At 48.5% G+C, this 24193-nt stretch carries 19 protein-coding genes; 7 read left to right on the top strand and 12 right to left on the bottom strand.

Features of this window, described 5'->3' with window-relative positions:
- Window positions 1–14: 14 nt before the first annotated feature.
- Both Q0577_RS01955 and Q0577_RS01950 read right to left on the bottom strand, forming a co-directional pair.
- Window positions 15–1352, bottom strand: coding sequence for a glycoside hydrolase family 27 protein (locus Q0577_RS01955; protein WP_298732260.1), 1338 nt, complete (start codon window positions 1350–1352; stop codon window positions 15–17).
- Between the two features lie 8 nt (window positions 1353–1360).
- Window positions 1361–3970 carry an alpha-L-arabinofuranosidase C-terminal domain-containing protein gene (locus Q0577_RS01950; protein ID WP_298732258.1) on the bottom strand — a complete coding sequence of 870 codons (2610 nt, stop codon included), beginning with the start codon at window positions 3968–3970 and terminating at the stop codon, window positions 1361–1363.
- Window positions 3971–4106: 136 nt separating this feature from the next.
- On the opposite strand from Q0577_RS01950, the gene Q0577_RS01945 reads away from it, so the two are divergent.
- Window positions 4107–4934 carry a universal stress protein gene (locus Q0577_RS01945; RefSeq protein WP_298732256.1) on the top strand — a complete coding sequence of 276 codons (828 nt, stop codon included), beginning with the start codon at window positions 4107–4109 and terminating at the stop codon, window positions 4932–4934.
- Window positions 4935–4944: 10 nt separating this feature from the next.
- On the opposite strand, the gene Q0577_RS01940 is transcribed toward Q0577_RS01945, so the two are convergent.
- From Q0577_RS01940 to Q0577_RS01905, 8 genes are all read right to left on the bottom strand, one after another.
- Window positions 4945–7989, bottom strand: coding sequence for a TonB-dependent receptor (locus Q0577_RS01940; RefSeq protein WP_298732253.1), 3045 nt, complete (start codon window positions 7987–7989; stop codon window positions 4945–4947).
- A 90-nt stretch (window positions 7990–8079) separates the two neighbouring features.
- Window positions 8080–9096: a FecR domain-containing protein gene (locus Q0577_RS01935; RefSeq protein WP_298732251.1), complete on the bottom strand. Its 1017-nt coding sequence runs from the start codon at window positions 9094–9096 to the stop codon at window positions 8080–8082.
- Between the two features lie 30 nt (window positions 9097–9126).
- Window positions 9127–9741 (bottom strand): GNAT family N-acetyltransferase, encoded by a 615-nt coding sequence (locus Q0577_RS01930; protein ID WP_298732250.1) that lies wholly within the window; start codon window positions 9739–9741, stop codon window positions 9127–9129.
- A gap of 2 nt (window positions 9742–9743) precedes the next feature.
- A complete protein-coding gene (locus tag Q0577_RS01925) occupies window positions 9744–12455 on the bottom strand; it encodes a TonB-dependent receptor (protein ID WP_298732249.1) in 2712 nt (903 codons plus the stop codon).
- 165 nt (window positions 12456–12620) lie between these two features.
- On the bottom strand, window positions 12621–13241 hold the full coding sequence (locus tag Q0577_RS01920) for a sigma-70 family RNA polymerase sigma factor (RefSeq protein ID WP_298732247.1): 621 nt from the start codon (window positions 13239–13241) through the stop codon (window positions 12621–12623).
- A gap of 128 nt (window positions 13242–13369) precedes the next feature.
- On the bottom strand, window positions 13370–14812 hold the full coding sequence (locus Q0577_RS01915; RefSeq protein WP_298732245.1) for an amino acid permease: 1443 nt from the start codon (window positions 14810–14812) through the stop codon (window positions 13370–13372).
- A 165-nt stretch (window positions 14813–14977) separates the two neighbouring features.
- Window positions 14978–15763: a LytTR family DNA-binding domain-containing protein gene (locus tag Q0577_RS01910; RefSeq protein WP_298732243.1), complete on the bottom strand. Its 786-nt coding sequence runs from the start codon at window positions 15761–15763 to the stop codon at window positions 14978–14980.
- The gene (locus Q0577_RS01905) at window positions 15760–16767 is read right to left on the bottom strand and encodes a histidine kinase (protein ID WP_298732241.1); all 1008 of its coding nucleotides are present in this window, start codon (window positions 16765–16767) and stop codon (window positions 15760–15762) included. The genes Q0577_RS01910 and Q0577_RS01905 overlap by 4 nt, the downstream gene beginning before the upstream one ends.
- Window positions 16768–16962: 195 nt before the next feature.
- Between Q0577_RS01905 and Q0577_RS01900 the strand changes: the two genes are divergently transcribed.
- From Q0577_RS01900 to Q0577_RS01890, 3 genes are all read left to right on the top strand, one after another.
- Window positions 16963–17184 carry a hypothetical protein gene (locus Q0577_RS01900; protein ID WP_298732239.1) on the top strand — a complete coding sequence of 74 codons (222 nt, stop codon included), beginning with the start codon at window positions 16963–16965 and terminating at the stop codon, window positions 17182–17184.
- Between the two features lie 241 nt (window positions 17185–17425).
- Entirely contained in the window at window positions 17426–18343 is a 918-nt protein-coding gene (locus tag Q0577_RS01895) for a PHB depolymerase family esterase (RefSeq protein ID WP_298732237.1), read from the top strand.
- 11 nt (window positions 18344–18354) lie between these two features.
- Window positions 18355–18732: a hypothetical protein gene (locus Q0577_RS01890; RefSeq protein ID WP_298732235.1), complete on the top strand. Its 378-nt coding sequence runs from the start codon at window positions 18355–18357 to the stop codon at window positions 18730–18732.
- 94 nt (window positions 18733–18826) lie between these two features.
- On the opposite strand, the gene Q0577_RS01885 is transcribed toward Q0577_RS01890, so the two are convergent.
- Complete coding sequence (locus tag Q0577_RS01885; protein WP_298732234.1) at window positions 18827–19585, bottom strand: hypothetical protein; 759 nt, start codon at window positions 19583–19585, stop codon at window positions 18827–18829.
- A 545-nt stretch (window positions 19586–20130) separates the two neighbouring features.
- Here Q0577_RS01885 and Q0577_RS01880 point away from each other — a divergent pair.
- The 3 genes from Q0577_RS01880 to Q0577_RS01870 all read left to right on the top strand — a co-directional run bounded on the left by Q0577_RS01880 (window position 20131) and on the right by Q0577_RS01870 (window position 23092).
- Window positions 20131–20343, top strand: coding sequence for a hypothetical protein (locus tag Q0577_RS01880; protein ID WP_298732233.1), 213 nt, complete (start codon window positions 20131–20133; stop codon window positions 20341–20343).
- A gap of 421 nt (window positions 20344–20764) precedes the next feature.
- Entirely contained in the window at window positions 20765–22120 is a 1356-nt protein-coding gene (locus Q0577_RS01875; protein ID WP_298732232.1) for a site-specific integrase, read from the top strand.
- Between the two features lie 120 nt (window positions 22121–22240).
- Window positions 22241–23092 (top strand): hypothetical protein, encoded by an 852-nt coding sequence (locus Q0577_RS01870; protein WP_298732230.1) that lies wholly within the window; start codon window positions 22241–22243, stop codon window positions 23090–23092.
- Between the two features lie 188 nt (window positions 23093–23280).
- Here the strand turns inward: Q0577_RS01870 and Q0577_RS01865 are convergent.
- The coding region (locus Q0577_RS01865; RefSeq protein ID WP_298732228.1) for a hypothetical protein at window positions 23281–24193 on the bottom strand (913 nt) is incomplete at its 5' end.

Here is a 24193-nt window from a genome sequence, read left to right as displayed (position 1 = left end):
AAAATACTAAAATATCAGTAGCTGATCTTATACAGGCCTGCCCCGTGCGGGTTGATCTCCGGACTGAAACTTCCGCTGAACTTCCCCAGCACCTTACCCGTCCACAGATCCGTTACCTTACAGCTACCTGTGGCCCTTATCTGTGTAAGATCAACCGTAATGGCCGCCTTGTCAGTTCCCTTGTTAAATACAGCCACATACCGGCGGCCCGCGCCGGGTGCATCGGCTGTCCATATGGCCTTCTCCTCATCATTTAACAAAGGCTTGTTATTGCTGCTGTTCTTCAGAACGGCCAGCACGTTCCTGTTGGTCAGCAATGAAAGCGTAAATGGATCATTATCCGGCAGGTTGCCGCCAAACATCAGCGGCGAACGGAAGATACACCATAGCGTCATCAAAGTATACTGTTCATCCTTCGTAAATTTGGTCATACGCGGATTACCCCGTTCTGCACGGATACCGATCCGGCCCAGCGGCAGCATATCCCCATCCGGCCATGCACCGGCGGTACGCCATTTATTCCAGCGTTCAAACACTTCAAAATGTGCATGCAGCGGTTCCCAGGCATCCCAGAAATCATCCACGGTACGCCACATGTTGGCATGCTGCTGTACGTGTGCTCCCCGGGCAACCGGCGTCTCGCCCGGCGATGTACTCAGCAGGATCTTACGCCCCGTACGGTCTATTGCCTTGCGGATCATTTCTATTTCTTCCGCATGATAGACAGGCGCAGAAAGATCGTCTACCTTTACAAAATCCACACCCCAGGAAGCATACATGTCAAAAAGTGAGTTGTAATACTCCTGCGCACCTTCCTTGTCAGGAACAATGGTATACATATCCCGCAACCATTTGCACTGGTCCTGTGTTGAATAAATGTCTTTCGCTGTCACTTTCGTTCCTTTTACCGGCAGGCCCCGTTTTACTGCTACTACCGGTACACCACGCATGATGTGAATACCGAATTTCAGCCCCTTGCTATGCAGGTAATCTGCCAGCGGCTTAAAGCCTTTACCACCTGCAGCTGAAGGAAAGCGGTTCACCGCAGGTATGAACCTGCCGTATTCATCTATGTTATATTCCGCATTGGTTTCGTTATATCCATGCGCCTTGTCATTGCTCACATACCAGCGAATATCCACCACCACGTATTCCCAGCCATAGGCTTTCAGATGTTTGGCCATATAGTCTGCATTGGCCTTTACCTCCGCTTCCGTAACGGTAGGGCCAAAACAATCCCAGCTGTTCCATCCCATTGGCGGGGTAACTGCCCAGTTGTGAAAATCTCCTTTGCTTTGCGCCCGGACGCCCAGGCCAAAGATCACCAGTAGCAATGTATATACCTGTTTCATAACGCTTATTATTTTGTTTTGATACGGATCAGGGTAAAAGAGTAGGGGGGCAGTGTTGTTTTAAACTGTGCTGCCACATTGGTGGTGCTGTTTTCCTGTCTCGCATCCTCGCTTGCCGGCTGGCCCTGCAGCACGATCTTGTCAGCTTTGTCACTGAGCAGCGCAATACCGCCCAGGTCAATGCCTGATTCTACAGGCGCCGGAAGCAGGTTCACCATCTTCAGGATCAGCTCTTTGTTTTTTGTATTCCGTACAACAGATACCCCTACACGTTTGCGCACTGCTTCTTCGCTGTTGGAGAGTGTTACAGTACCCGGCAGGTATTCATCCCCTCCATACTGGCCATACAGCTGTTGTACATAATAATTTACGGTAGGTTTCACCGTGGTGTTGGTAAAGTAGATAAGATCGGGCTTCCATTGTGTATGCCCTTCTTTTGCCAGTAGAGGTGCGTAAGAGGCCATGCTTACCACATCCCCGTTCCTTTCAAGCGCTGTCAGGTACAAGGCTTCTGCCAGTGCAGACTCAATATTGCTGCGCCTTCCGGCTGTATGCGCGGCATACTCTCCCAGGTATACCTTAGACCTGGAGCGGTCATAGCTGTCATAGAAATCCTGGTTGTTAATGAACCAGCCGGGGGACATGTAATAATGTTCGTCTACCATCGGCACCTGCAGCTTATTGGCAATGTCCCATCCTTCCTCGTAATCAGTGCCCTCAAAGAAAGGGCCTGCTGTCCCGATCACCGTGATCTCCGGGTGCCTTTCCTTCACCGCCTTAAAGATCATGGTAAACCGCTCCTCAAACACATCTGTGATCAGGTCTTCATTCCCTATTCCAATGTACTTCAGGTGAAAAGGCGCCGGATGCCCCGCTTCGGCACGTTGCTTACCCCATTTTGTATGTACATCGCCATTCGCATATTCTATCAGGTCCAGCACTTCCTGCACATAATCATCCATCTGGTCCATAGGGATGCCTCCCTGTTGCCCGCTGCCTTTTTCACCTGGCCCGGAGTTCTGGCAGGGAACACCTGCGGGCAGCACCGGTAAGGGCTCCGCGCCAATGTCTTTGCAAAAGCGGAAGTATTCAAAATACCCCAGACCGGCCGACTGATGATATCCCCATATGTTCCGCTGCGGCACGCGCGCTTCCAGTGGCCCGACGGTATGCTTCCAGCGGTACATATTAGCCAGTCCGTCTCCATGCGCAACACATCCGCCGGGAAAACGCACAAAGCGCGGGTGCATATCTGCAATTACCTGTGCCAGATCTGCCCTTAAACCATTCTTTCTTCCTTTAAAGGTGTGCTGCGGAAACAGCGATATCATATCCAGCGCCAGCCGCCCTGCGGCCAGTGGCTGCAATTCCAGTTGTGCGCTGTCTGCATGCGCTTTTGCCGTCAAAACTGCCTTTACATTTTTCCAGGAACCCGGGGGTAGCGCTACCGTTGTTTGCGCCAGCACACTGCCTTGTTTATCCACCAGGCGTACGGCCAGCTTCCCGTTTTTCCCATCCAGCTGTTTACCAAACAACGAAAGCTCATATTGAGCTCCCTGCTGCACCGGTATCCCGTCAAACCCGCCGTTCACCAGGGCGCCCCCCGGCGCCTTCGTATCCAGCACGGCATAGTGCTGATTGTTAACATGGATCGGCGTTGAAGAATCTATATCAAAACTTATCTGCGCTCCACGTAATGTCCAGGAGTGCCTGCTGTTCCAGCCCGGATCCCTTCCTCTTTTATCGCCCGGGGTATATTCAAAATCCCGGTTCTGTACCAGCTCCGCATACAAGCCGCCATCTGCAGCGTAGTTAATATCCTCGAAGAATATCCCCAGCAGCAGATCACTGATCGGTTTGGCCTGCTCCGCTGCAATTTTGATATTTGCCTTAACCGGCTGCAGTTTTGCAAAACGTTCCCCATCCTGCTGGGTTGTCTCTGATTCCTGCGCCCTTTTGAATTGTTTTCCTTCATATGTTTTAACGAGCCGGTCTACCGTTGTCCAGGCTACCCGGTGTAGCTGCCCCCTGGTCATGCCTCCCGGTAATGCTATTTGTACGCTTCCATCGGCATACTGACCGGCTTCCACTTCTCCTGCAGGCGTATAAGTTTTAAAGTCAGCCGTATTTACCTGGTAATATCTGCCATCCGCACTGCTGTGTGTAATGGTATACACCTGCCGTTCTGCATCATACCTCAGCACCGGCTGCAATACATTACTGCCGCCTCCTGCCTCCGGGTAGCTTTGCCTTTTCCAGTTCACCAGGTCTGCAGACGCTGCATGGGCAAAAAGGTGGTCCTTTTCATTCAGGCTCCACACGCAATGCCACATCCCATCCCGGCCCCTCATCAGGTACGGACTGATCATCCGCTTATCCGTGCCCCACCTTCCATAGTCGCTTCTCAGGAATCCAAATTCATTCCCGATGGGATACCATTGCTGTCCATCCCGGCTCCACGCAAAATGCAGCCCGTTATGGTCATTGTTCTTCCCCGAAGCGTAGGAAAACAGGTATACCGAATCGCGGTTATTGGCAACAGCGCGTGCCACGGTCACTTTTCCCCAATGCATTACTATACCCGTTATTAACAGAAGGAGCAGCCAGCCCTTTTTCATAGTGGAATAATTTGTTTGTAGTTGAAGATAACTATGTCAGGGTCACAAAATAATCATTTAAAGTGTAAGTATGACATTTAAAGTTAAGCAGTTGGGCCTGCTACACTTTGGCGCAATTTTTTCGGGGAGAAAAGGTATGAGAACGATCCTTGTTTGTACAGATTTTTCAGCCTCGGCGGATCATGCGATGGAGTACGCCTGTATGCTGGCTACCCGTTTTAATTTTCCGCGTATTGCCTTGTATCACGCCTACCAGGTAATGGCGCCCACCACTGATCTGCCTGTGACGCCATATGTTGGCACAGAGCTGTATAATGCAGTAGAACGTAAACTGAATGAGCTGGCGGCAAAGGTAAAAGAGCGGACAGGTCCTGATGTGGTGGTGGATACCAGGGGCGAGGAGCGCATGATGGATGAAAACATTAACGAGATCTGTAAGCAGGAGGATGCACAGCTCATCGTAACTGGCGTATCAGAGAAATCAGGCCTGGAAAGAATGATCGTGGGCAGCACGGCATTAAGAATATCAGAGGTAGGGCAGTGCCCGGTGCTGATGGTGCCTCCTGACGCGCCGGTTATCCCACCCCAGCGGATCCTGCTGGCCTGCGACCTGGAAAAGGTGTCAGAAGCCACACCGCTGGATGCACTGGATAAAGTGCTGGAAACGTTCCAGGCCCGGCTGGTGGTGATTAATGTAGACGACGGCAACCACCGTTTTTCACCTAAAACAACTACGGAAATATACAGCCTGCATCACATCTTTGATAAGTATAAGCCGGAGTATGTTTTTGTTGAAAATAAGGATATCGGGGAAGGCATTATGGACTATGCAAAGGAACATGACATCTCATTGCTGATTACCATTCCCAGGTATTTCAATTTTCTCCGCAACCTGTTTCGTAAAAGCACCACGCGGCACCTGGTCTACAACGCAAAACTGCCGCTGCTTACCGTGCATGAATAACTGAAGGTGATCATAGCCGGAAATACATGCTAAGCAGGAACGTGGTACCTAACTGGCTGAAGTGTGCGCCATCGTGGGTGGCAATACTGTAACGGCCGTTAAAGGTAATCGCATTGATATTGCGCGTCACCTGTACCTGGTCGTTAAGCATGGCTTGCCCTTCGCTGTTCAGTGCTTTCAGCCGGTAGGCCGGCAGTACATTAAGTATATTATTCACTGCCACTGAGGTGCTGAACCCTTTGCTGAATTGATAGCCTGCATGAAGATCAGTGACCACCTTGCTGCGGAACACCAGTTTCAGCTGTTTATCCAGTCCCTCATTTCGGAAGGTGGCCGGGCCGAATAAGGTATTATTCAGATGCAGACTCCAGCGTGTAATAGCCAGGTCGCCACCGAGTATGGCTTTATATTTTGGACGGCTGCTCAGCAGCAACGCTTCCTGTACATCATCAAAGATCACCTGTCCGGCATCCTCAATCAATTTAAGATTAGACACCCCGCCCGTTACCTTGTTGGCAATGGTATAATTGCCCGCCAGGTTAATTGTCAGTTTGCCGGTTTGTCCTACGCGTATATTGCCGTAATTGGCTACCAGGTCAATACCCTGTGTGTTGGTGCGGATACCGTTGGTGAAAAAGCTCAGCCCCATCATATACCTGCTGTTCAGAAAATCATCCAGCCGGGTGCCCCCGCCGGGAGTAGGCCCTATATCTGCGCTGAGAATGATCCTGTTCCGGATATCGATATTGTAATAGTCCAGTGTCAGGCTGAAGTGCTGGGAAAGTATCAACCCTGCACCCGCTGTAAAGTTCAGCGACCGCTCCGGTTTAAGGCGGGGTACTTCCAGCAGCCTGGCTTCAGGACTGTTATTGCGGATAATGCCCTTCGTTTGTATACCGCGTCCGGGTACATATAGCTGCTGGGTCGTCTGCAGGTTGATCTGGTGAAGACTGGGCGCCCGGAAGCCGCTAGAGGCGGAGGCGCGTAAGGTGAGCTTGTCTTCCGCTAATTTACTTCTGCCACTCAGCTTCCAGACAAAGGCGCTGCCAAAATCACTGTAATATTCCTGCCGCGCCGTTGCATTGATCAGTACCGCCCTGCTCAGATCATAGCTGGCATCTGCATAGCCGCCAATATTAAAACGATGGGCAGTAATAGCATTGGCAGCGCTGATACCCGAAAAGGATACCGGCCCCACGCCATAGTAGGAAGCAGTATCGCCGTCTATAATACGAAAGGTCTCACTGCGGAATTCGCAGCCAAAGCCCACTGAAAGTTTATTATTAACCGCCTTGGTGGCATCCAGGTTGCCCACCAGGTGATGAAAGGCATAACCTCCGGGCCGGAAAAAAGTAGGGCTTTGTGCGCCCATGGAAGGGTTCCAGGTATTAGCTACGCTGTACAGCTGGCGGTTACCTCCCAGGGTAAGGCTCATATCTGTCTGCCAGCTTTTTTCTCTTTTCAGGCCAATGGTAGCATTGTAGTCATGCAGCGCTCCTTCAAAGGTTGGGCGGAAGCCCAGGTAAGTGCTGCCGGGCGTATGAAGTAAGTTGTAAGGATCTTGTTTCCAGTAGGGCGTTCTGTAGTTGGCAAAGCTCTGTATATTCTTATATACAAAGGCCGCATTCGCATAAAGAGTGTTACCTGTCTTCAACGGAATGCCGGTATTTACCTGGAATTTGGCTATTGTGCCGGATGGGGTGCCGCTGATATTATTGGCATCGGGAAACTGATCAAGGAACGCTTTCACCGCGGCCAGACTGGCGCCGGTGCCATCGCTGAGATCCATATTCTCCTGCCAGGCGTCTACCTTGCCTGCCCGGTTGGTTTTGTCCTCATGCTGAAAGCTGAAAGTATAGTTGATGTATCCTTTGTCGCCGATGTTGGCGCCGCTGTTAAGGCTGGCCAGGTAAGAAAAACCGTCCCCTTTATGCGTAATGCCGGTGGCCGTTTTAAACGTTGTATGTTCAAACCGGTCTTTCAGGATGATGTTCACCACGCCTGCAATAGCATCTGATCCGTATTGGGCCGAAGCGCCGTCGCGCAGTATCTCTACGCGTTTAATGGCTTCCATCGGTATGGCGGCAAGGTCTGTCTCCGTTTCACCGCGACCGATAGAGGTTTGAATATACACTATAGAGCCCGGGTTTTTCCTTTTGCCGTTGATCAGTACCAGGGTACGGCTTGGTCCCATGTTCCTGATCTCATAGGGATCAGAGAGTGAGGTGGCATCATGCACGGGCATGTTTACTGTATTAAAAGAGGGCGCCCTGAACTGCAAAGCCTTGTCCAGCGATAGTTGCCCGGTGGTTGCTAACTCCGCGCCATGAATATTATCCACCGGGAGTGAAGTGGTCGTAAACGTGCGCGGCGAGGCCCTGCTGCCAACAGATACCACCACGCCGCTCAGATCTGCCACGGATCTTGTAAGCTGTACATCCTTCCTCATATCCGTTGCGCTTGCGTTTATCGTAGTACTGTAGCTGTTATACCCGATATTGCTGAAGAGTATCTTATAACTGCCCGCTGGCAGCGGCAGCTGGTAATGTCCCTGGGCATCCGTTACTGTACCTTTCCCCTTGCCGCTTACGATCACAGATACAAAAGGCATGGGCGCATGCTGTTCGTTCCTTACAGTGCCGCTTAAGATCACAGGCGTACTATTATTCTCTTTGTCCGATGCTAAATGCCCCTGTTCCTTTGCTGCTTCCAGGATGATCACCTGTGTAGGGCTGGGCTTTTTGTAAGTCAGTCCCAGCGGCGTAAGCAGTATTTGCAGGGCAGTATCCACCGGGTAGCCGTCCAGGTTAATGGCGGGCGCCATTTTGTTGATCACCGTACTTTCTTTATAGAGGATGCTGATGTGGTATTTTGTTTCTACAGCGGATAGCATATCTTTCAGGGGTACGTAGGGCTCCTGTTTGTTGTGCCCTTTCGCGGAGTTACCCCTGTTTTTTTGATGCAATTGCACAAAGTCCTGTCCCTGTAGTCGGTTAACTACACAGCTCAGCAGGCTTACCGCAATAAGCCACCCCGGAAACAAGCTTTGTTTCATCCGCATGCTGATTTTATTTGGCTAACGGGTTTTGTTCTTCTGTTCGTTTATTTTTTCCTGGTTGGTTGTAAATGGTTGATAAAGGCTTTTCTATTCTATGATCACTTCTTCTCCGTTCCTGGTAACAGTGGCGTCCAGCAGATCAGCCAGCACATTGATCAGCAGGCGCTCGTCCTGCAGCTCCAGCGTGCCCGAAATACGCTGTTCTTCCAGCTCCGGCCGTTTGATCACGAAGTCGTAACCAAAATACGCTTTCAGTGTCTGGCATATTTCCCGGGCCGGTGTTTCCTGGAACCGGTATTTATGTTCCATCCAGGAGGTATACAACGCAGGGTTTACGGTACGTGTAGTAATGCCTCCCTGGCTGCTGTTATAGTAGCAATAGTCTGCCGGCCGCATTACGGTGGCAGCACGCTTGCCGGGAATACGGAAATTTACTTTACCACTGCGCAACATCACCGCGGTGCTGTGGTCAATGCTTTTTACATTGAATTCAGTGCCCAGCACTTCAATTTCTGCTTCACTGGTGTACACGGTAAACGGCGCTGCTTCCCCGCCGCGGGCAGGGCGTACTTTAAAGAACGCCTCACCGTCTACCCATACTTTCCTGGCATGCGTTTTCCAGTCGGGATAAAAACGGATGTCCGAGTTGGCATTCAGCACCACTTCAGAGCTGTCTGGCAGCACCACTGTTTTAATAGCCGCATAGGGCGTGCTGATAGCAGTGCGGGATGGCTGCATCAGTACATATACAGCTGCTCCGCCAATCAGCAGTCCGCCAATAATGGCAGCGGCTCTCCACATCTTTTTAAAAGGGGAGGGAGTGTTGAGCAGGCGCTCTTCTTCTTCTCTATGGATCGTGGTATCAATCCTTTTGATCAGCTCCGTATAGAAGCCGGCCGGTACAGGTTCCTGTTTGAAGTTGAAGGAACGGATAATATTGATGGCCTGCTGTACAGTATCTTTCTTAGCGGGATTGGCTTTGATCCAGGCAGTCCATGGGTGACGGGCTTTTGTTTCAGGGTTGAGCACCCACTCTACAAAAGACTCATCCTGGAGGAAATCCTCGGTTTCATATTCCGCATATTTTTCCATTGCATTTTTCATGGCGCGCTGCCTTTAGTGAAGAAAAATACCTCAATTTTTCCAGTTCCACAATACAATACACCAGGTTTCGCCATCGGGCGCCTGGTATTCATGAACTACTTCAAACCCGATCCTCCGGTGGGCGTTCAGGGAACGCGGGTTCCTTTTTGATATTTCCGTGATGGCAAAATCATATTTACCTTCAAAATGCTTTTTATAGGCCATATAGCAGTTGTCCAGTATACCGCGTCCGCGGTAGCCTGCTGCTACGCATACCTGCCCCACAACAATATAAGGTTGCTCGGATATTTTCCTGTCTCTGAAAATGATACTATCAAACAGGTCGAACATCGGCGCCAGCACCGGGATATCAGCTTTAGACAGTGTCGTCATCGCCAGCGCATAGGCTACTACCTGCCCGTCAATCCGGGCAATGATATGCGGTTCTATATTGTTCATATTGCGCAGATCTGCCAGGCTGTGAGACACGGTCACAAATCCCTGTGAGGCGATCTGCTCGCTGCTGAGGCTTGCCTGGAGGTTATTTTTTTGCAGCGCCAGTATCTGCAGCAGGTCCTGTTCAGTCTTTGATGTGGTATAGCTGATCATGTTCCCTTGGGTAAGTATGGATGGCAGTCTACCATCCATACTGTAAGTATAATTCATTTTTACAACTTAAAGTTCAGTGTCGCCAGGAAGGTAGTGCCCAGCTGGCTGAAATGGGACGCATCATAGGTCACCATGCTGTAACGCCCGTTAAAAGTGATCGCATTAATATTGTTCTTCAACCGTACAGGGTCATTCAGTACGTCGCTGCCATCGCTGTTCAGGGCCTTCAGCTCATATTTGGGTGTGATGTTGAAGACGTTGTTCACGGCCACAGATGCGCTTACCCGGCTACCGAACTTATAACCGATGTTGACATCGGTCAGCACTTTGGTCTTGAATTCCAGTTTCAGGTTGCGGTCCAGGCCGTCATTACGGAAAGTGGCAGGGCCAAACAGCGTATTGTTCAGTCCCAGGTTCCATTTTCTGAACTCCAGGTCGCCACCCAGGATAGCCTTGTATTTTGGCCGGCTGCTCAGCAGCAGTGCTTCCTGCATATAGTCAAAGGTAGACTGTCCCGCATCTCCTATCAGCTTGGGATTGGTAATATCGCCGTCCAGTTTGTTGTCTATCGTATAGTTGCCTGCCAGGTTAATGGTCAGCAGCCCGCTGCCCACTGCAATGTTCCGGTAGCTGGCTACCACGTCAATACCTTGTGTATTGGTGCGGATGCCGTTGGTAAAGAAGCTCACCCCTACAATACCGTTATTGGTCAGCACCGTATCCAGGGGAGTAGTACCGCTGGCAGTATGGGTAATATTGGAGCTCAGGATGATCCTGTCTTTGATGGTGATGTTATAGTAGTCTACGGTGAGGCTGAAGTTCCGGTTGGGACGGAACCCGATGCCGGCTGTAAAGTTGAGCGACTTCTCCGGTTTAAGGGCAGGTACGCCCAGCAGGTGCGCCTGCGGACTTTTATTATTCACAATGCCCTTGGTCTGGATGCCTTGTCCGGGAACAAAGCTTTGCTGTGCGATCTGCAGGTTGATCTGGTGAAGGCTGGGCGCACGGAAACCGGTAGATACAGAAGAACGGAAGGTCAGCATGTCGTCAGCTGTTTTAGCCCTTCCGCTTACCTTCCACACAAAGGCGCTGCCAAAATCACTGTAATATTCCTGCCTGATGGTACCATTCAACAGCACAGCCGGAGATATATCGTAGCTGAGGTCCAGGTAGCCGCCCAGGTTGAAACGGTTGGCCTTCAGTGCATTGATCTGGTTGATGCCGGGGAAGGAGTTGGCGCCTTCTCCGGAGTAGGAAGCCGTATCGCCTGCAATGATCTGGAAGTTCTCGCTGCGGAGCTCACTGCCGATACCAACAGACAAACGGTCGCCAACAGACTTTGTAATATCAATATTGCCTACCAGGTGGTTAAAGGCATAACCGCCGGGTTTAAATGCAATGGGGCTTTTGGCGCCCAGGGAGTGGTTCACTGTATTCTCTACAGTGTATAATTGTTTGTTGCCGCCGGAGGTGATGCTGATATCATGCGTCCAGCCGCCTTTTTCTGTTTTAAAGCCGAGCGTGGCATTATAGTCGCTCAGGTCGCCTTCGAAAGTAGGACCATAGCCCAGGTACTCGCTGCCGGCAGCATGTAAAAGGCCAAAGTCCTGCTTCCAGTAAGGCGTACGATAGTTGGCATAGCTCTGCACTTTTTTATAAACATAGGCAGCATTGGCATACAGGCTGGTGTATTCGTTCAAGGGAAAGCCCGTGTTCACCAGGAACCTGGCTGCCGTGTTCGTGGGCGTTCCGTTAATATTTTTAGCATCGGGAAAACGGGCCAGGAAGGCTTGTACTTCCGGCAGGCTTTCGGGAGTGCCGGCACTGAGGTCCCGGTTATCTCCTTCGGCATCTACCACACCAGGACGGTTGGTTTTGTTTTCCCGCTGAAAGTTGATCGTGTAGTTGATGAAGCCCTTGCTGCCGAGATTAGCCCCGCTATTCAGACTGGTAGCCAAAGAGAAGCCGTCTCCCTTATGGGTAACGCCGCTGGATATACGGAAATTGGTGTATTCAAATTTATCTTTCAGGATCACGTTCATCACCCCGGCAATGGCATCAGATCCATATTGTGCAGAAGCGCCGTCCCGCAGTATCTCCACCCGCTTAATGGCGTCTGTGGGAATAGCGGCCAGGTCAGCGCCTGTTTCGCCACGTCCCGGCGAGGTCTGTACGTATACCAGGGAGCTGGCGTTCTTCCGTTTGCCGTTAATCAGTATCAGGGTACGGCTGGGCCCCATGTTACGGATCTCATAAGGATCCAGCAGTGAGGTGGCATCATTCACCGGTGTATTTACGGAGTTGAAAGATGGCACCCTTAACTGTAAGGCCTTATCAAAGGTTAACTGGCCGCTGGTCTGCAGGTCTGATGCCCTGATATTGTCAATAGGGAGGGCAGTGGTAGTAGAAGTACGCTGTGATGCACGGCTGCCAACAGCTACCACTATTTCGCTCAGGTCAACGGCGCTGGCGCTCATCACCACGTCTTTGCTGATATCGGCATGTTCTATTTTAATGCTGAAAGAAGTATTGTTGTAACCAATGCTGCTGAGCATGATCTTATGTGCGCCCGCCGGCAGTGAGAGTTGGTAGGCGCCGCCTGCATCTGTAGAGGTGCCTGTCTTTGTTCCGGCAACACCAACGGATACATTTGCCAGCGGTTCGCCTTTTTCGTCTTTAACGGTGCCCTTCAGGATGCCTTGTGCAGGCGCTGCAAACTGGGATAACAGGAGGATAGCCATAACAGGGATGGCATGAATATACTTATTCATACGATTCAGATAGATTTTGGTTAATAAAACCGCACTTACATATTGATAGGTTGTTAACAGGCCTGCATCTTTCCCATAAAAAGGCGGATCAGGTACAAGAGGAGAAAGCCGGGAAATTTACCCCGCGGTTTTTAAGTTTTTTTTCAGAATTTTTTAAGTGCGGCCTTAAAACTGTTGCAGGTAAAGCAGGAAGAGCAGCAGCACACGGGAGTTAGGCATGTTTTCACGCAGCGTGGTAATAGCGCGCCCCATGATCTTATAACAGGCTTTTACAGAAAGGTTCATGTTGGCGGCAATGTCTTCAAAGCGCAGGCCTTCGTAGTAGCGAAGGTAGATCACTTCTTTCTGTTTGGCGGTGAGTGTGTTCAGCAGCCCGGCCACCTGCGCTCTTACCAGCCGCTGGTTTTCATTTTGCAGTGCGAGATTTTCGGGAGACAGTTCCAGTTCGAAGTAATAACTGTTCTCTTCTTCCGGCGCTATTGACCTGACTTTGTTGGTTTTTTCAAGTGCGTGCAGTATGGAGGTGCGTATAGATTTAAAAAGATAGCTTTTGATGGAATGGCGTACTTCCAGTTTTTGCCGGTTTGCCCATACCCATACAAATATATCATGCAGGCTGTCTTCTATTTCCGGCAAACCAACATTGAACTTGAGCCCGTATTGGGTCAGCGCCGGAGCGTATTTATTATAAAGCCGGGTGAAAGCGGTATAGTCACCTGATCTGATTTGCTGTACCAGGTATTGATCCTCATATGGCTGGTGTAGGTCAAAGGATGGGTTGGTCATGTAACCTTGACGTTATCACTTGTTTAGATAGAAGTATGCAATATTGACCCTTTTCCCTATAGTCTATCGTAATATAGGAATAAAAAACAGTTTTGTCGAATATGTTGATAAAATAATGGAACAGGTGCTCAAGCAGCTTGTTGCTGCTGACGTTTGCGCTTCACCAGCATAAAGCAGCCCAGCAGAAACAATACCCATATGGGTATCAGGGCCACAGGAAGCCGCATGCCGGTGATCCACATCAATACCAGGATCCCGGTCAGGAACACCAGGCAGATATAATTTGATAAAGGATAAAGGAATGATGGAAATTTGGTGTTGATCTGCGCAGCTTTCTTGCTACCCTTAAATTTCAGGTGCACAATACTGATCATCAGCCAGTTGATGATCAGCGTGGATACCACTAAAGACATCAGCGCTTCCAGCGCTTTTTCCGGCATCAGCTTATTTACTACAATACAGATGGCCGCAAACAGTCCTGATACCAGGATGGCGGTTACGGGCACATGGTTCTTGTTCAGTTTTGACAGGAAAGAAGGAGCGTTACCCTGTGCTGCAAGTCCGTACAACATACGGCTGTTGCTGTATACGCAGCTGTTGTAAACAGACAGGGCCGCCGTCAGTACGATGAGGTTCAGCACATGGGCTATCAGGCTGGTAAAATAGATGGTCTTTCCGAAAAGGCTGAACTGAAAGCCTTTAAGGCTTTCAAATACCATCACAAAAGGACTGCTGTCAGTTGTAATATTTTTCCAGGGCGATAAAGCAAAAAGGATCACCAGCGCACCAACATAAAAGATCAAAATGCGGTAGATCACCTGGTTGGTAGCTTTGGGGATCGTTTTTTCAGGTTGGTCTGCTTCAGCAGCCGTGATCCCGATCAGTTCCAGTCCGCCAAAGGAGAACATGATCAGTGCAATAGCGGCCAGCAATCCCTGGAAACCACCTTTACCATCGCTTTCCAGTAATCCTTTCGGGAAAAAGCCGCCGTCATGCCAAAGGTTGCTTACACTGGCCTGCGGGCCGCCATGACCGGTGAACAGCAGGTAAATGCCAAAAGCGATCATAGCGATAATAGCGGCCACTTTGATGATGGAGAACCAGAACTCCGCCTCTCCGTACACTTTCACCGCGCTCAGGTTCAGGGCATTGATGGCAATAAAGAAGAAAAGGCTGGAAAACCATAAAGGGATCTCTGGCCACCAGAAATGTACATAGATGCCGATGGCCGTCAGTTCAGACATACTGACCAGGATGTACAGTACCCAATAGTTCCAGCCCGCTGCAAAACCAGCAAAAGTACCCCAGTATTTGTAGGCAAAGTGGCTGAAGCTGCCTGAAACCGGTTCTTCCACCACCATTTCGCCCAGCTGGCGCATGATAAAGAAAGCAATGACGCCTGCCATGGCATAGCCCAGGATAACAGACGGCCCGGCCAGTACGGCGGCAGGACCTATGCCCAGGAATAAACCCGTGCCAATGGCGCCGCCAAGGGCAATAAGCTGAATGTGACGGTTTTGCAGGCCGCGTTTAAGGCCCTGCGTTGTATGATTGTCGCTTGCTGGTTTCAATGTAGTACGGCCTGGCCGGTTTGAAAAATGATTGAATTCCGGCAAAAGTATAAACTTATATGGGTATTTCGGCGGTTATGGTGTGCCAATGTGCTTGATGTAAAGCGGCTTCGCTGATAAACGTTTTCACTTTTATAAAAGATCACACCAGTCGCGTGCTGGTAATTATCCTGCAGTCCATGGTTTCCCTTCCATCCACGCCAGCAATGCCGGCGCTTTTGTTTTGCTCACCACAATGCGCTCTGGTGTTTCCACATTCAGTTTCACGACCAGCCGCCTGTTGAAGAAATGCTCCGCCATGATCAGCGCATGACGGTTAATGATGAACTGGCGGTTCGCCCTGAAAAACAGCTGTGGGTCCAGCTGCGGTTCCAGTTCATCCAGTACTTCCCTTAGCGAATAAACCTGGCGGTCGCGGGTACACATGCTTACCATACCGCCCGCAGAATAGATGAACGCAATATCTGTTGTTTTAACGGGGATGATCTGATCGTTCCTGAATACCAGCAGGCGGTCTTTATACCGGGGTTGTAGCTGCGCCAGCAGCGCCGGCAACTGATCGTTGATGGCGGGAGACTTTGCGCCCAGCACCTGCTTCAGCTGTTTGTATTTGCGCAGACTGCCGGCCAGCCTGTTTTCGTCTACCGGTTTTAACAGGTAGTCAATACCATTCGCTTCGAATGCCTGTATGGCGTATTGGTCAAAGGCTGTACAGAAGATCACGGGACAACTGACGGCAACGTTCCGGAAGATATCGAAGCAAAGCCCGTCTGCCAGCTGAATATCCGAGAACACAAGGTCGGGCACCGGATGATGCTGTTGAAACCAGTCTATAGCGCCTTTCACGCTTGCCAGGATAGCGGTTACCTGCAGCTCTTTGTCCAGCCGCTGTACCATATGTTTCAGTTCCCTGGCCGTTTTAGCCTCGTCTTCTATGATCAGGATGTTCATTGTTTGTGATCTAATAAAAATACGCTTACTGAAAATTTGCCAGCTTCTTCTGTAACATCAATGTCGCGCCCCGCCAGTATCCTGTAACGTTCACGGATGTTGCTGAGTCCTGTACCCGTTCCAATATTTTCAGGGCGCACGTTTTTTCGCTGCAATGAATTGCTGACCACCAGCCGGTCCGGCGCTGCCGCATGTATACAGATGCGTAGCGGCATTTCAGGACTGGCTACATTGTGTTTTACCGCATTTTCAATCAACAGCTGCAACGTAGCCGGCGGGATCTTTTTATGGTGATAGGATGCGGGTATGCGGATGTCTGTTACCAGGGCATCTTCAAAACGTTCCTGGAGTATATGAAGATAGGCCCTGATGAAATCCAGTTCTACATGCAACGCTACCAATTCGGCCATACGATTGCCTAAAAGATAGCGGTATACTTCAGACAGCCGCTGAATGAAGTCCCTGGCTGCCGGCTCCTCCACCATGCTACGCAGGGTGCCCAGGGAATTGAACAGGAAGTGGGGACTGATCTGCTCCTGCAACAGGCTTAGCCGCGCCTTTAAATGTTCCTGCTGCAATCGTTCATTTTCCAGCCTGGCTTGCTGACGCTGAGCCGCCATCCATAGCAGGAAGGCTATAAAATATAAAAAGCTACCTACTACCAGCCCTCTGGCAACGAGTACGGCATATACCGCGCCCATGCCCTTTTGTAACGCCTCCATGCGGTTCCTGACAGCAGCCACGTCTCTCAGCAGGAAAAAGAGCGCTATCGAGATGATAACACAACCGCTGACCGACAGCAGGGCTTTCCAGGCCTTGGCCGAAGGTCGGTTCCTTTGCAGGACATACTGTATCCAGCACCAGCTGAGAAATGCATTTACAAACGAAAGGGGCATGGTACTCCAGGAAGATAATACTTCTTCCCGCTGCGTGCGCAGCACCTGTCCCAGCAGGGCAATGAAAAAGGCGATCACAGCGCCTGTAAGCGGATAAAATCGCTTCATCATTACAAAAGTATCGAAAAGACCGGTTGAACGCCATAGTACTGTTATGAAACGGACAATCCGGCGGATGAAACGCCCGCTCAGGTTTTAAACCGCATTTGTGAATGGCAGTTCATCAGTGAAAATGTCCTTTTCATCTGCTGCGCCATGCTTTTTTTCTCCGTAGACCGTCTTATAAAGAAAATGAAAATGATCATGCAAAAAGTAATTATCTCCCTGATCCTCCTGACAGCCTGTGTTACAGGAACATTAAAAGCCCAGCGGGTGGTGGTGGCGCCGCCAGTGCGCAGGGTAGTTGTAACAGTGCCTCCGCCGCGTGTAACCGTGGTAGTACCGGCTCCCCGCCCGGTGATAGTTGCGCGGCCGGTGGCGGTAGCGCATACAGTAGTGGTAAGACGCCGCGTAGTGATACACTGATAAGTATTAAAAACTAATGAATAGCTGATGAAGACAAACAACGCTTTGTTGCACCTCCTGCCTTGCATCCTTATAGCATCGCTGGCGCTCACGGAATGTGAGGACAGTTGGGATAGCGATCTTGCCTTACCTGCTGAAGAAGGGCGTATCTGCCTTCCCGGTGGCAGGCCATGTATCCTTTTGGCAATGCCCGCCGCTTGCTGTGCGGGATCTTCATCCGGCACAAAAACAATATACAAATATGAAACGTTTAGCACTTTGCCTTTTGCAGATATGCCTGCCCCTTGTTTTCATGAGCTGTGGGAAAGATAGCGAAGAGCGGGTCTACAACCTGCAGGGACAAATTATGGTAGATGGCCTGAAACGCACTTTCTTACTGGATTTGCCGCCTCATTATTATGACAGTGCAGGCTTTGATCTTGTTATAGCATTGCACGGAACCGGTGGTAATGCTGATCAATGTAAAAGGGATTATGGCTGGTCACCCAAAGCAAGCCAGGCGGGATTCCTGGTGGCCTATCCCAACGGCATACGGAGTAACGGCCCGCTGGGTATCAGGACCTGGAACGCCGGCGGTTGCTGCGGCTATGCACAGCAAAACCAGGTCAACGATGTAAAGTTCATCAGTATGCTGATCGATTACCTGGCAGACAATTACCGCGTCAATCGCAAAAGGGTATACGTAACGGGTATGTCCAACGGCGCTATGCTCAGCTATCGCCTGGCCTGTGAAGTGCCCGGTAAGATTGCCGCTGTAGCGCCCGTGAGCGGAACGCTGATGAGTACTTCCCCCTGCAATCCTTCGCGGCCGGTGCCCCTGTTACACATACATTCCGAACTGGACACACTGGTGCCTTACCAGGGCGGCATTGGTATAGGAGGATACTATTTTACACCGGTAGACTCCGCGCTGCAGCTGTGGGCAGGTATCGATAAATGCTCCAATGGGCCCGAAACAGTGACGGATAATGAAAAATATACAGTTACCCGGTGGAGCAACTGCCAGGACGAAACAACCGTGATCCGTTACCTCACGAAAGACGGTGGGCATTCATGGCCCGGCGGACTTAAAGCCAGGCCGGGTGCGGATAACCCCTCAACCGCCATTAATGCCACAGATGTGATCTGGGACTTTTTCAGACAATATACATTACGCTAAATTTTGCTAACATGAAAAGAAGAAAACATTTTTTCACCTGCAGGATGTTCATCATCACAGCCATCCTGTTTACCGCTTTGAACATCCGTGCACAGGAAAAGAAAGAGCTGCCGCAACAGATGACAGACAAAATGAAAACGCAGCTGTCGCTGAGCGAAGAGCAATATCCCAAGGTGCTGGCCGCAAATGAGCAGTTCATTTCACAGATGAGCGCCATGAAGGACGGTGGTGGCAGCCGTCTTTCAAAACTGAAGAAGTTGAAAGCGATCGACAGTGAACGCGATAAGGCGCTGAAGAAGGTATTAACAGAAGAACAATATGCAGCCTTCCAGGAACAGAAGAAAGAGAACAGGGCAGCAGCCCGCAGCCAATCCCGGAACAAGCCCTGACATCGCCGCCATTCCATGCTGATAACAGGGCCGGCCCTATGCCATCAGGCAGACGGGCCGGTCCCATTTAATTATTCAGTAAGAAGGTAAGTCTTTACACCTTTTTCGCCCGCAGTATATTCCTGATCACACTCACTGCTTTTTCAGCGCCTGTAGGCGGTAGCGTTGCTTTTTCTCTTTGAGCCAGTGTGTTTGGACTGACGAGCAGCCGTATGCTCTCGCCGCTGGTAACTGACATCTGGAATTCCTGTGCTGCAATAAGTTGCTGGCCATCCGGCAGATGGTAGTTGACTGAAACGTCCTTCATGGCTACGGAAACAATATCCTTATCATGATATTCATGTGTGGTTTCATTCAGCACAATACCCTGTAGAAAATTATAATGACAGGTATAAGATGTTAATATGTCTTCATCCAGGTGAAACAGCGTGACCTGGTATACGGAAAAACGCAGCATCTTGTCCTTGCCTTTGCGAAGCCCAAGATCCTTCATTTCAACTCCCTTCACTTTCCAGTAAACAGGAGCGATGATGAACAGGGGAGCGGTGGGTCTTTCCGATTTTTTTATGCCAAGTTGCTGGTAAGCGCCTGTTACTAACTTTTCAATGTCTTCTTCCAGCCAGGTATCTATAGCAGCGTCCGGCGGAGCAGTATAGTAGCTGATAAGCCGGTAGATGATCAGGCCAAGGCTTACGACTCCTGCCATCAGTGCGAGCTGGTGGATAACAGGATACTGACTGCTGCTGACAGTGTAGTAAATCAGGGCGCATGCGCCAAGCGCAATACCTGGCCCTTTTAGCCTTAATGGATGGAAGTAATGTTTTAATTGCGGATGTTTAGTTTGTGCGTTCATGGCGGGGTATTAATGTGGGTTTAAAAACGTTGATTACATACGTTGATGCTACATGGGCAATGGGTTATGAGCAACGTAATGAAGGTAACGAATTTTACTGAAACATTGGATGGTATTACTTATTAAAATAAGATTAGCAGGCCTACTGCAATGCGGCCGCAGGCTTAAGCTGCTTTTCAAGTACCCTGATAACAGTTTCCCTGATGTCTTGATAAGGGGCATCGTCGTTAAATCCAATGCCGTAGTTGATATGCGCTCCGTTTCTCGTTGCGCACAGGATGTATTTGGCGCCGCCCAGGCTGATTGAGATAGGGGAGTACTCTGTCTGCAAGCGCTTTATCTGGTTGTGACATCCACGTAGATCTGGGGTATCATAATGAGTGCATAATCTGGTGGCTCCGGTAGTGTAGAAGCTTTTGTGAAGGCTTGCAGTGCCATCTCGTATTGTTTAAGCTGGTGGATTTATTATTGAGAACATCATGGCCGTCGCGCCGTCTCGCGTACAACCCTAGTACTACGGAACACCGCGCGGTGCTGAAATCGATTTGGTACTTGAATTTCCTGGCGGCACTAAATGGGCGATTGAAATCAAGCGCAGTTCATCGCCATTAATCTCAAAAGGTTTCTACGCAGGATGCAATGACATCAAGGCCGATAAGCGCTTTGTCGTTTATTCGGGCAAAGATAGATTTTCGATAGGTGAAGGTGTCACGGCGATTCCTCTGCCCGATTTAATGCAGGAACTTATGGAGCAGTAGATTTTGCTGGTATGCTTTCTCAAAGGGGAAAGTACAGTATACAAATGTGGTAATGTAGATACAAGCAGCCTTTCATTGCAAGTTGGGACAAACGATATGGAAGGATATTACAATCATTCCCCCCAAACAACAAAGGCCGCCTTTCAGCAGCCTTTATAAGTAATTATTAACCTCGTACCCGGGACGGGGGTCGAACCCGTACAGCCATTGCTGGCCACAGGATTTTAAGATGGTTAAATGGCCTTATTTAGCTTAACTAGGGCTAATTTGTTTTAACTATAGTGATTTGGCTATCAATAATTTGGATATTTTCACTACCTTAGACAACGACAGCCTGAAGGGAATTTAACAGGCCGTTTGTTTGAAAATTGTTTGAAAATTTTGAAGTGAAGGTTTTTGTGAAAGTGAAAATTTTCAAGCTATGTCAATATCATCAACTATTTTCCTGGACAACAGGAGGCTGAAAAAGAAAACCGAAAATTACCCGGTAAAATTAAGAATTACCTGTAACAGGCTAAGTAGGGAGTATCAAACCATCTACGACCTTACCGTACCTGATTATAACAAGCTAAAGGCTCCCAATATTTCTGAAGCATTACAGAAAGTACGTGATGGCTTAAGAACAATCCAATCGGAGGTTGATGCGGCGGCTAAAAGAATTGACCCCTTTAATTTTACTGAGTTTAAAAGGGATTTTATAGATACCCACCCCTTATTCAAACAAAGGAAGGATAGGAACAAGGTAATGCTGGCAGATGCTCCCAGCAGTTTTGATTATTCGGAGTACTATAAGAAATTTCCGTTACTAACAGAGAGATATGAATCTGCCTCAATAGGGAGTGTCTATTCTTCCTATATTAAGCAATTATTGAGCGAAAAACGCATCGGAAGCGCTCTCAAATACCGGGATAGCTATAGCTCTTTAAAGAAGTTTGGAGGTGCAGACAGGTTTTCCGATATTACCGTAAGCTATCTACGCCGCTATGAGACCTGGATGTTAGAACGGGGTTGTTCCAAAACGACCATAGGGATGATACTTAGAGCTTTACGTGCTATCTTTAATGAAGCGGATCACCAGGGTATCATCAATAAGAGTAAATGCTATCCGTTTGGACGAAGAAAATATCTGATCCCAACTTCCAGGAAGGTTAAGAAGGCCTTAAGTCATGAAAATGTCGCTAAGATATATTATGATCGGGCTACCTGTCGAAATGAAGAATTTGCAAAGGCTTTGTGGTTTTTTTGTTATTTCGGTAATGGGATGAACCCGAATGATCTTGCTCACCTCAAGTATAAAAACATTCATGGAGAATATCTACATTTTTACAGGGCTAAAACCGAGCTTACAGCGCGCAATGATCCCAAACTTATTACTGTATACATCAGCGAAGATATGCGTAATTTTATAGATCGCTGGGGTAACAAGGATGTGGCTCCGGATAATTATATCTTTCCAATACTGCAATCGGACTTAACACCCTTACAAGAATATAGCGCTGTAACGCGCCTTACCCAGTTTATTAATGATTGGATGAAAAAAATTGGACAAAGGCTAAACATTGCTATTGAGGTAACAACTGTGGTGACCCGGCATACTTTCGCAACTCTATTAAAAAAAGCAGGTGCTAGCACTGAATTTATACAGGAATCACTTGGGCATACCATCATAAGTACCACAGAAAATTATTTAGATAGCTTTGAAAATGAAGTAAAGAAAGAATTTGCAGGTAAATTAACTGCATTTAAGGAGTTTTTTTCCAATTCAGAAAGTGATTAGCGATTTTGCTGCTATACCAGAATGGAGATGGTCCAGGTTGTAGTTGAATGAGCCTTATAACTACGTAATTTTCAGTAATTTACGGGAGATTGAGTTAATAACAAGGAAATTTTGGACGTCATGGGTCTTAAAAAGTGGTTGTTTTCAAGTATGTTTCTTCGGAATATGTTGGCCGATTTTGGCTTCCGTTCTGCCTATTCCACCCAAAAAGGCGGCTTTGTTCCCTATTTTCAGTACATAATAGGCCCCTATGAGCAGAACTATTATTTATACTTCCGTGAAGAGCCATTTGTAAAACGTTATAAGAACGAAATCTTTAATAAGCTGTTTGAGTATGACCGGAATGATAGTAAAAAGTATCTGACATTCCATTATGATGCTTACCTGGATAAGCAAGACTTCTTACAGTTTCTGCAGGATGAAATTTTTGAAAGACTGGAACGCAGGCCACGGAGTACTCAAAAATCCAAACTGCAAGCTGCTCTGGATTGGGTAACTGAAAAACTGCAGGAGCACCGGACAAAGCAGGAAATAATGATTCGGCAGGAATTTAAACAGGGTGTACAAACCATTATCGAAAGTCAGCAGGTCAGAAGCCCCGAAGAAACAGACCAGCAGATAAATGCTGTACTGGAAAGGATAGTTCCCTCTATTGAAAAATTGTTTGAAGGTGTAACAGGGAGGATCAAATTGTCTCACCCAAAGTACCTTGACCTCCTTCTTCAACATTTATACATTCTCCGAAACTTGCAATATACTGATAGGACCGGAAAGGTGAAGGGTGAATTATTCAACAACTTTACTGCTACGGATCTTGCCTTCCTTTTACGCTTTCACTTTATCGATTTTAAAGGACAAAGGCCTAACACGGTTCAGCAGGGTATTGCAAAAGTCGAGGAAAATATTGATATAAACAGTGAGAAATTTAAGCGTCTAAACAAAGCATTGCGGGAGTTCTATTTCGATAACTAAGGAGTAGAAACAAAGTAGGTTAGTGAGCATAAAAGAACTATTAAAATTAAAGGCCGTCTCAGCCTCAATTTTTAGCGGCTTTTTTCAGCCCTTGGATTTGCTTAACCCACTTCAGTCCAGAACACTTTGTTGTTGAAAAATTTAGGTGCTGAAAGTAGCAGGGAGATCTTGCAAAGCGAAACGCTGTTTTAAACAACGTTATCAACCTGGAAATAAATATTCGGATTTCCATATAAATGCATAGCGGCCCAACCCGTAGGTGCATAAAATCCGTGATGTTCATTAAATCCGCTTTCCATCACTTTTACATTTGCATTTAATACGCATTCGCTCACTCTTTGCCCCTTTTTTAAACAATCTAGGAATTTCTCCAGCCACACCGGTGTAATAATCGGATTTAAACTCCATGCAGGAGCAATCACTGCCTTATACCCTAATGAAAGTACATGATGGCAAAGGGAGATCAACCGCTGAGAAAAAATTTCCGGGGATACATATGCAGAGTGACAGATAAAAAGAACCGCAATGATCCCACTTCCCAGGATTCTGTTAATGCCATTTTCTTTAATAATAGCATGTCCCTCTTCATTTCTGGTATAGATAGTCCTGAATCCTTCCACCCCCTTGCCACCATGCGCCATAAATACATTGATATTGGCATTGAGAGGAGACGGAGGAACTAGGTCTGTAATAATCTTAATGCCATATTGTTCTTCCAGTAAAGGAACTAGCTTTGTATGGCCTAAGTGTAACGCATAGTCATCGTCTTCCGTAGGAATCCAGCTGCTTATCGTAAAGTCTTCAGCAGATAGGGCGACCTGTGCATGATTCTCTGTAAACCATTCCATTGAGATAACATTTGTCACCGGTCTATAGAGTGAGATGAAGTCAGCTCCCTGGATTTCTATTTGTTCCTTTATTAATAGTTCATGCTTGTAATGGCAGGACTCGCCTTTTATGGGAAGATTGATCAGGTTATGAGGGAACGCAGATAAACCTAAACTTTTATAAAGAAAAACTTCTTTAATATTGTCAGCAAGCGGTAAGTGTCTAAAACGGAGGCCATTGGGCCATCGATTTCGGTGATGTTGGGCCACCCAT

It is taken from the genome of uncultured Chitinophaga sp. (genome assembly GCF_937898475.1).
In the GTDB taxonomy this organism is placed as follows: Bacteria; Bacteroidota; Bacteroidia; order Chitinophagales; family Chitinophagaceae; genus Chitinophaga.
This window is presented reverse-complemented; position numbering and strand designations above follow the sequence as displayed.

Excerpts from the sequence above, each read along its gene's own strand:
- Q0577_RS01955 (WP_298732260.1), bottom strand. The coding sequence starts at position 1,352 with ATGAAACAGGTATATACATTGCTACTGGTGATCTTTGGCCTGGGCGTC.
- Q0577_RS01950 (WP_298732258.1), bottom strand. The coding sequence starts at position 3,970 with ATGAAAAAGGGCTGGCTGCTCCTTCTGTTAATAACGGGTATAGTAATG.
- Q0577_RS01945 (WP_298732256.1), top strand. The coding sequence starts at position 4,107 with ATGAGAACGATCCTTGTTTGTACAGATTTTTCAGCCTCGGCGGATCAT.
- Q0577_RS01940 (WP_298732253.1), bottom strand. The coding sequence starts at position 7,989 with ATGAAACAAAGCTTGTTTCCGGGGTGGCTTATTGCGGTAAGCCTGCTG.
- Q0577_RS01935 (WP_298732251.1), bottom strand. The coding sequence starts at position 9,096 with ATGAAAAATGCAATGGAAAAATATGCGGAATATGAAACCGAGGATTTC.
- Q0577_RS01930 (WP_298732250.1), bottom strand. The coding sequence starts at position 9,741 with ATGAATTATACTTACAGTATGGATGGTAGACTGCCATCCATACTTACC.
- Q0577_RS01925 (WP_298732249.1), bottom strand. The coding sequence starts at position 12,455 with ATGAATAAGTATATTCATGCCATCCCTGTTATGGCTATCCTCCTGTTA.
- Q0577_RS01920 (WP_298732247.1), bottom strand. The coding sequence starts at position 13,241 with ATGACCAACCCATCCTTTGACCTACACCAGCCATATGAGGATCAATAC.
- Q0577_RS01910 (WP_298732243.1), bottom strand. The coding sequence starts at position 15,763 with ATGAACATCCTGATCATAGAAGACGAGGCTAAAACGGCCAGGGAACTG.
- Q0577_RS01905 (WP_298732241.1), bottom strand. The coding sequence starts at position 16,767 with ATGAAGCGATTTTATCCGCTTACAGGCGCTGTGATCGCCTTTTTCATT.
- Q0577_RS01900 (WP_298732239.1), top strand. The coding sequence starts at position 16,963 with ATGCAAAAAGTAATTATCTCCCTGATCCTCCTGACAGCCTGTGTTACA.
- Q0577_RS01895 (WP_298732237.1), top strand. The coding sequence starts at position 17,426 with ATGAAACGTTTAGCACTTTGCCTTTTGCAGATATGCCTGCCCCTTGTT.
- Q0577_RS01890 (WP_298732235.1), top strand. The coding sequence starts at position 18,355 with ATGAAAAGAAGAAAACATTTTTTCACCTGCAGGATGTTCATCATCACA.
- Q0577_RS01885 (WP_298732234.1), bottom strand. The coding sequence starts at position 19,585 with ATGAACGCACAAACTAAACATCCGCAATTAAAACATTACTTCCATCCA.
- Q0577_RS01875 (WP_298732232.1), top strand. The coding sequence starts at position 20,765 with ATGTCAATATCATCAACTATTTTCCTGGACAACAGGAGGCTGAAAAAG.
- Q0577_RS01870 (WP_298732230.1), top strand. The coding sequence starts at position 22,241 with ATGGGTCTTAAAAAGTGGTTGTTTTCAAGTATGTTTCTTCGGAATATG.